We start from the raw sequence: 6,945 nt of genomic DNA on the forward strand, positions 1-6,945 counted from the left end.
CCGCCGATCCCGGGCTCACCGAGGTCGAGGCGACGCACCGGTTCGGCGACGAGGTGCGCGCAGCGGTCGTCTTCGGCGAGAACCCGGCGGTCACCGAGCCCAACGCGAGCACGGTCGCGTCGGCGTTCGAGGCGCTCAACTTCTGCGTTGTCATCGACCTGTTCGAGACGGCGACTGCGGCCCACGCCGACGTGGTCCTCCCGGGGAGCGCGTGGGCAGAGAAGGCCGGCACCATCACGAACACCGACCGCCGCGTAATGCGGATGCGCCCTAACGCCGACCTGCCGGGAGACGCCCGGCGCGATCTCGAGGTCCTGTCTGCGCTCGGGCGGCGGCTGACCGACCGGCCCGACACGTTCGACTACGACGGACCGGAAGCGGTCTTCGACGAGCTCGCGCGCGTCGCCCCCATCTACGAGGGGATGAGCTACAGGGGGATCGGCGACGCTACCAGCGCTGGCCGTTCTCGGCCGCGGACGACGCCGGGACGGACGTGTTACACACGGAGAAGTTCCTGACCGGCGAGCGCACCGCGCCCCTCGCCGTTATCGATCCGGTGCCGCCCGCGGACGACCTCAACGCCGGCGAGCTGACGCTGACGACCGGCCGCGTACTCCAGCACTTCAACAGCGGGGCGCTCAGCCGGCGGTCGGACCGGCTGATGGCGATCCGCGGCGAGGACGCGCTTCAGATCCACCCTGACGACGCGGCCGACCGCGGGATCGAGGACGGCGCTCCGGTAACGGTCTCGAACGAGCGCGGGACCGTCGAGGTTACCGCCGAAGTCACCCCCACGGTCCGCGAGGGAGTGACGTTCTGTACGTTCCACTACGTGGAGCCGCTTGCGAACGCATTGACGGGCGACGCGCTCGATCCGGACGCGGGGATTCTCGAATTCAAGCACTCGGCGGTCGCCGTCGAGCCGGTCGCCGAGGGCGACGCGGCCGGCGCCGACCCAACGGGCGTCGTCACCGCCCGATCGGCGTTCATCTCCGATATGACCGCTGACGCTCCACTATCACTCTTGAGAGACGGGTGTCACCTCTTATGTCATGGAAAAGCGGATCGCTCCACATGGCGACATTTGGAGAGTACGGGCGGGGCGACTTCGGGCAGGGCGGTTTAAATGACGGACTCGACGTTTCCGGGCTGGTCGACGAGATCGGACTCGACGGCGACGAGATTGCGTGGCGAAAGGATTTCGTCGGATTCGACGAGGAGGACGAGCGTCGGTTGAGCCGGTACGAGGACGCCTTCGCGGAGAACGCCGAGCAGATCGCCGACGACTTCTACGACAACCTCACAGGTCACCAGCAGACCGTCGACGTGATCAGCCGCTCCGACAAGGGGCTCGAACAGCTCAAGCGGACGCAGTCGGCGTATCTCGTAACGCTCGCCGAGGGTGACTACGGATCGGAGTACTTCGAGGACCGTGCGCGGATCGGGAAGATCCACGACATCCTGGAGATGCCGATGAAACACTACCTCGGCCAGTACGGCGTGTACTACGACCTCATCCTCCCGATTATCGGCGACCGACTCACCGACTCGCTCACGGACCGGCTGGCCGACGAGGGCGCCGGTGAGGGAATCGGCGACGCGGTCGAGGCGGCCGTCGAAGAAGAGATCGACGACGCGATCGAGGACCTGCTCTCTATCCTCCGGATCATCAACCTCGACATGCAGGTCGTCACGGACACGTACATCCACTCGTACAGCGAGAAGCTCTCCGACGAAGTCGAGCGGAACAAGCGGCTGATGGCGGATGTGGAAGACGAAGTTCGGGAACCGATCGGCGACCTCCGCGAGTCGGCGGCGGACGTCGCGGACAGCGCCGCCGAAGTCGGTGACGCGTCGGAAGAGCAGTCGCAGCGGGTCAACGAGATCTCCTCGGAGGTGGCGAACCTCTCGGCGACGGTCGAGGAGGTGGCGTCGACCGCCGACGAGGTGGAGCGCACGAGCAGCCGGGCGGAAGCGATGGCCGACGACGGGCGGGAGGCGGCCGACGACGCCGCGGTTGCCATGGACGATATCGGTGACGCCGTCGACGAGGTGGCCGACGACGTCGAGGCGCTCCAAGACCGCGTCGAGGAGATCGACGGGTTCGTCGACGCGATCAACGGGATCGCCGACCAGACCAACCTGCTCGCGCTGAACGCCTCGATTGAGGCCGCTCGGGCCGGCGACGCCGGTTCCGGGTTCGGCGTCGTCGCCGACGAGATCAAATCGCTCGCGGAGGAGTCTCAGCAACACGCGAGCGACATCGAGTCGATGGTGGGCGGGATCCAGACCGACACCGAGGACACCGTCGAGAGCCTCTCGGAGACGACGGAGCGGGTCGACGAGGGGAGCGAGCGCGTCGCCGACGCTACGGAGAACCTCACTGCCATCGCCGAGGCGGTGACGGAGACGGCGGACGGTATCGGCGAGGTCTCGGACGTGACCGACGAACAGGCCGCCGCCGCCGAGGAGATCGCCGCCACGGTCGACGGGGTGGTCGATCAGTCGAACCGCATCACTGAGAAGATGCAGGAGCTGGCGGCCGAAAGCGAGCACCAGTCCGAGGCGGTCGAAACGGTGGAGCAGACCGTGCGCCGGCTGGCTGGAAGCGATCGGGACGACGCCGGATCGGCCGCCGTGTCTCGCACGGACGGCGGGACGGTCAAGAGCGGGACCGACGGCGGAAGGGTGGGGACGGACGGCGATCGGTCGGTTCCGGCGGGACTCCCGGAGGGAATGCCGTCGTTCGTGATCGATCGGCTCTCCGACGAGGAGCTGCAAGCGATCGCAGACGGAGAGATGGAGATGGACGATCTGTGCTGACCGAATCGCCCTGATCGAATCGCTCTGACCGGATCTCCGGCAGTCTGTCACCCGCCGTCCAGAGTCAGGGCGCGAAATACGCGTCCGGACCTCGGATCCCGGTGAGTTCGCGAAGCGGACGGGCGCCACACCGTCCGCAGACGTCCGGTTCCGCGGGGTCGTCGGGGAGCGCAAACACCGTTTCGCAGGCGTCGCAGGCGGCGTATCGGAGCGCAAGTCCCGGCGAGTCAATCATGAATGTGACACGCGGCCGACGCACATGAATCCCGCTCCGGACTATGGCGAGTGAATCTCGATCCGAACGGTGGCGAGGACCGCTGGTCGCGCAACCCCTAAGCCGCGAGCGATCGCACTATCGATCGAGTCGTCCGTACGGGCGCCAGTCATTCGTCTTTAGCTAAGACTCACACCTCGGTTGTGTAGCGGTAGCGAGCGTCTCTTGTAAGATCGGTCGTTGTTGATGGATCTTCTGAGCATCCTCAATGAGCCGCTCCAGCAACGGTGGTGGTGAGTAGCCGAGGTACTCACCGAGTTCGTGGAGAACAAGCTGGACGTGCGACCGGAAGGTCGCCGCCCAGCGTTCCGGTGGAAACACAATCTCGTCGTCAGCCTGCTCGGTGACCAGATCCAACAGCTCACGGCTCACTAGCAGCGACAGCGACGCCGCATACAGCAAAATCTCCACGACAACAGGGTTTCTCGTGTCAAACTCATCTAGTTCGTATTGCGTCTTCAGCTCACAAAACAGCGTTTCTACCTCCCATCGACACCGGTACATCGTTGCGAGATCCGCCGGGAGAAACTCTTCTCTCGGCAGATTTGTGACGTACAGATGGTAGTCGTCGGCGTTCTCGTCGCGGACGCCGACGACGCGAACCTCTTCGACGATCGCCCCAGCCTTATCCATCACTGCCACCTGTGCGTACCGTTTGTGGACGTCGATTCCGAGGTACATGGTTCGTTCACCCGGGACGCCAGTGCGTGAAGCAGAGATTCACCTATTCGGGCTTTCTCGGATGCCGCGCGGCGCGGCATCCGGGCTGTAGCGCCCATGACTCGGCTTCTTTCGCACACGGACCAGTCAGCAGAACGTGCTCTGCGGCACGAAATCCAGGTCGATCTCTTGCGCCCCATATCTTGTTTCACGCTCTCCTAGGGTAGCAGCGTTTCCATCGAGTCAACAGAGCCAATGTTCTCAAAAACGAGAACTCGGTAAGAGGGTCTAAGTACAGGATCACACAGAGCTAATGCATGGAATTAGAAGACGCAGAATCAGCACTTCAGCGGTACATAGAGAATACCCCGAACGGTACAGAGATTCCTGACGAGACGTTCGGGCGGCGACATATTGGTGTGTTGGCTTTCACGCTTGCTTTACTTCCATTTGTTTTTGGAGTCAGTCGGATGGCGGGAGCAGAGTCGATCACTGGTGCGGAATTGCCGGTCATCCCAATGCTGCACTCCGTTGTTGGCACCGGTATCGTGTTCGGATTGGTAGTGATAGCTGCAATTCCGGTACTTCCCCGCCGAATTAGAGCGGCGACAGGCGCGGTCGCGTTCATGGTACAGGGGTCGGTGTTAGCGTACTTTACTGGCGGATTCATCGAGGCACATTTTATCTACTTTGTTGGAGTCGGGGTTGTTGCACTGTATGAAGATTGGGTACCGTTTGCGATCACGATTGGCTACGTTGCCCTCCAGCACAGCGTCTTCGGGCTCATAGAGTGGTTCACAGTCTATAACCATCCGGCTGCGATGGCTAACCCGGTCGTCTGGGGTGGAATACACGCTGTTGGGGTGCTGATGCTTGCGGGGACGATCACGTTCCTCTGGCAGTCTCTCGCAATTCAGCGACAACAGGCTCGCGAGAAGGTCCAAGAGAAACTGGAAGAAGCAGAGGAAGCGAGAGATCGTGCCAAAGAGAAGGAGATAGAGGCGGCCGAACAGCGCGAGGAAATGCAAGAACTCAACGCGGAACTTGAGCAGGCCGCTGCCGACTACCAATCGGTCATGGTTAAGTGTGCGGCCGGTGACTTCACCCGCCGACTTGATACCGATGTAAGCAACGAGGCGATGGCCGAAATAGCCACCACGTTCAACGAAATGGTGGAGGATCTTGAGCTGACGTTCGCGCAGATCCAAGCCTTCGCTGATGAGGTCGCTTCTGCGAGTGAAGATGTGAGTGCATCGACGGCAGAGACGCAGCGTGCGAGCGAGCAAGTTGCGGACTCTATCCAAGCTATTGCGGCAGACGCGGATACACAGCACGGACAGAGCCGAGAGGCATCGAACGAGATGCAGAATCTCTCTGGGACAGTCGAAGAAGTTGCGTCCTCAGCAGACGAAGTTGCTACAGCCTCTCAGAATGCGGTTAAACTCAGTAATAACGGGCAAGAAGCCGCGTCAGAGGCAATTGATGAGATGGAAGAGATCGAGTCCCAGTCTGAACAGACAGTCGATCAGGTCAACACGCTCGCAGGTGAGCTTGATGAAATCGGAGAAGTTGTGGAGTTAATCGAGGATATTGCTGAGCAGACGAATTTACTTGCGCTGAATGCCTCGATAGAAGCGGCTCGCGCTGGTGAGGCGGGATCCGGGTTCGCCGTGGTGGCGGACGAAGTGAAGGGGCTTGCAGAGGAGACTGCGGAGGCTGCTGATGATGTTACCGAGCGGATAGAGCGTGTTCAGTCCAACTCCGATGAGACCGTTGACGATATGGAGTCTATGCAGGACCGGGTTCGTTCGGGCGCTGACACGGTTGAGTCGGCCCTCGCTGCTCTCGATGAGATCACGACCACCGTCGAAGGAGTGAATGATGGTATCCAAGAGATCAGCGACGCAACAGACAGTCAAGCCGCCTCCACAGAGGAAGTCGTAAGCATCGTCGAGGAGGTCGCCAACGCGGCAAATGAAGTGAACAGCGAGTCCGATAATGTCTCAGCAGCAGCCGAAGAACAAACCTCATCACTTGCGGAAGTCTCTCAGAACGCAGACAACCTCAAAGAGCGAGCAGGGAAGCTTCAAGACCGCCTCAGCGGGTTCACCATTGATGCAGAGCCTGACCGGCTCGGAGGTGTAAAGGGTGATAATGCCGGCCCTCAAGCTAGTAGCTCGGTCAGGGTAGTGGGTGACGGCGGCAATACAGAGTGAGATCCTCCTCACTGGCTCTAAAGGCTTGACGGAAACGCTGCTACCCTAGGAGAGCGTGAAACAAGATATGGGGCGCAAGAGACCGATTTGGATTTTGTGCCATCGAGCACGTTCTGTTGAAATTCAATTCTGTAGACGTATTCTCACCTGAAACAGCCGGTTGATGAGAGCTGCGTTTCGAGTATATATGTTGTTATCTGCATTGATAATTACAAGCGAGGATTATTCAATATACTGTACTAGATGAGCATATGTCAGAGCGATCTGAAGGGTATCGATTCCATCTTGAGAAAGCGCTAGAAGCCGATAGTCTCGAAAAGAAAAACTTCCATATTCGACAGGCTCTCCAGATCGCTGTAGTCTACGATGAGCCGAAATAATTAATCTACAAACCTGCTACCCACCAGTTTCCAGCGGAAACCAGATTGTAATTTCGGTGCCGCGTGGCTCACGCTCATCGACGTGGATCTTCCCTCCAGAATGGTTTACTGTCCAGTAGACCAGCCACAATCCCAGTCCACTACCGTGTGAGAGTGTCTCGATAGCCCCTCCCGATTCGAGGACATCTCTGTCAAATTCTGGGATACCCGGACCGTTGTCCCGCACGCTAAGAGTGCCCCATGATCCCTCGACAGCGAGGTTGACACGCACATGGGGGTTTTCGCTGTCGTTGTGGATCACAGCGTTGCCGTCTCTTTGGCAAGAACCCGAACCACCTGCCCGATATCTACAGAGGTTGGCCCGTGTGAGTCACTAAGAACAGTCGTAATCTCCCGCGACTTCTCACTCGTCGTCAACAGGGTTTCGGCCCGGTCAACGATGGTGCCGGCAGCGGCTTTGGGTTCGCCCTCAAGATTCTTTTGAAGTTGCTCGCCCCGACCATGGATCACGTTCAGCTCGTTGCGGATATTGTGCCGCAGGATGTTATCAAGTACGTGGAGCTGTCGGGTCCGTTCTTCGAGATCAGTCACG

4 protein-coding genes and 3 pseudogenes are annotated in these 6,945 nt (G+C 60.3%); 3 read left to right on the forward strand and 4 right to left on the reverse strand.

Annotated features, from left to right (window positions below; genetic code table 11):
* Positions 1–943, forward strand: a pseudogene (locus ACFQEU_RS09510) (molybdopterin oxidoreductase family protein); the annotation flags it as partial.
* A 131-nt stretch (positions 944–1,074) separates the two neighbouring features.
* Positions 1,075–2,823, forward strand: a complete 1,749-nt coding sequence (locus ACFQEU_RS09515; protein ID WP_379781541.1) for a globin-coupled sensor protein — start codon at positions 1,075–1,077, stop codon at positions 2,821–2,823.
* Positions 2,824–2,887: 64 nt separating this feature from the next.
* On the opposite strand, the gene ACFQEU_RS09520 is transcribed toward ACFQEU_RS09515, so the two are convergent.
* A complete protein-coding gene (locus ACFQEU_RS09520) occupies positions 2,888–3,058 on the reverse strand; it encodes a hypothetical protein (RefSeq protein WP_209487144.1) in 171 nt (56 codons plus the stop codon).
* 162 nt (positions 3,059–3,220) lie between these two features.
* Positions 3,221–3,700, reverse strand: a pseudogene (locus ACFQEU_RS09525) (transposase); the annotation flags it as partial.
* A gap of 374 nt (positions 3,701–4,074) precedes the next feature.
* Here ACFQEU_RS09525 and ACFQEU_RS09530 point away from each other — a divergent pair.
* On the forward strand, positions 4,075–5,973 hold the full coding sequence (locus ACFQEU_RS09530) for a methyl-accepting chemotaxis protein (protein ID WP_209487146.1): 1,899 nt from the start codon (positions 4,075–4,077) through the stop codon (positions 5,971–5,973).
* A 396-nt stretch (positions 5,974–6,369) separates the two neighbouring features.
* Here the strand turns inward: ACFQEU_RS09530 and ACFQEU_RS09535 are convergent, their stop codons facing one another.
* Complete coding sequence (locus tag ACFQEU_RS09535; protein ID WP_379781544.1) at positions 6,370–6,654, reverse strand: ATP-binding protein; 285 nt, start codon at positions 6,652–6,654, stop codon at positions 6,370–6,372.
* A pseudogene (locus ACFQEU_RS09540) lies at positions 6,651–6,945 on the reverse strand (hypothetical protein); the annotation flags it as partial. The gene ACFQEU_RS09535 and the pseudogene ACFQEU_RS09540, both read right to left, overlap by 4 nt.

Origin of the sequence: Halorubrum tibetense, assembly GCF_042661865.1 — an archaeon.
In the GTDB taxonomy this organism is placed as follows: Archaea; Halobacteriota; Halobacteria; order Halobacteriales; family Haloferacaceae; genus Halorubrum; species Halorubrum tibetense.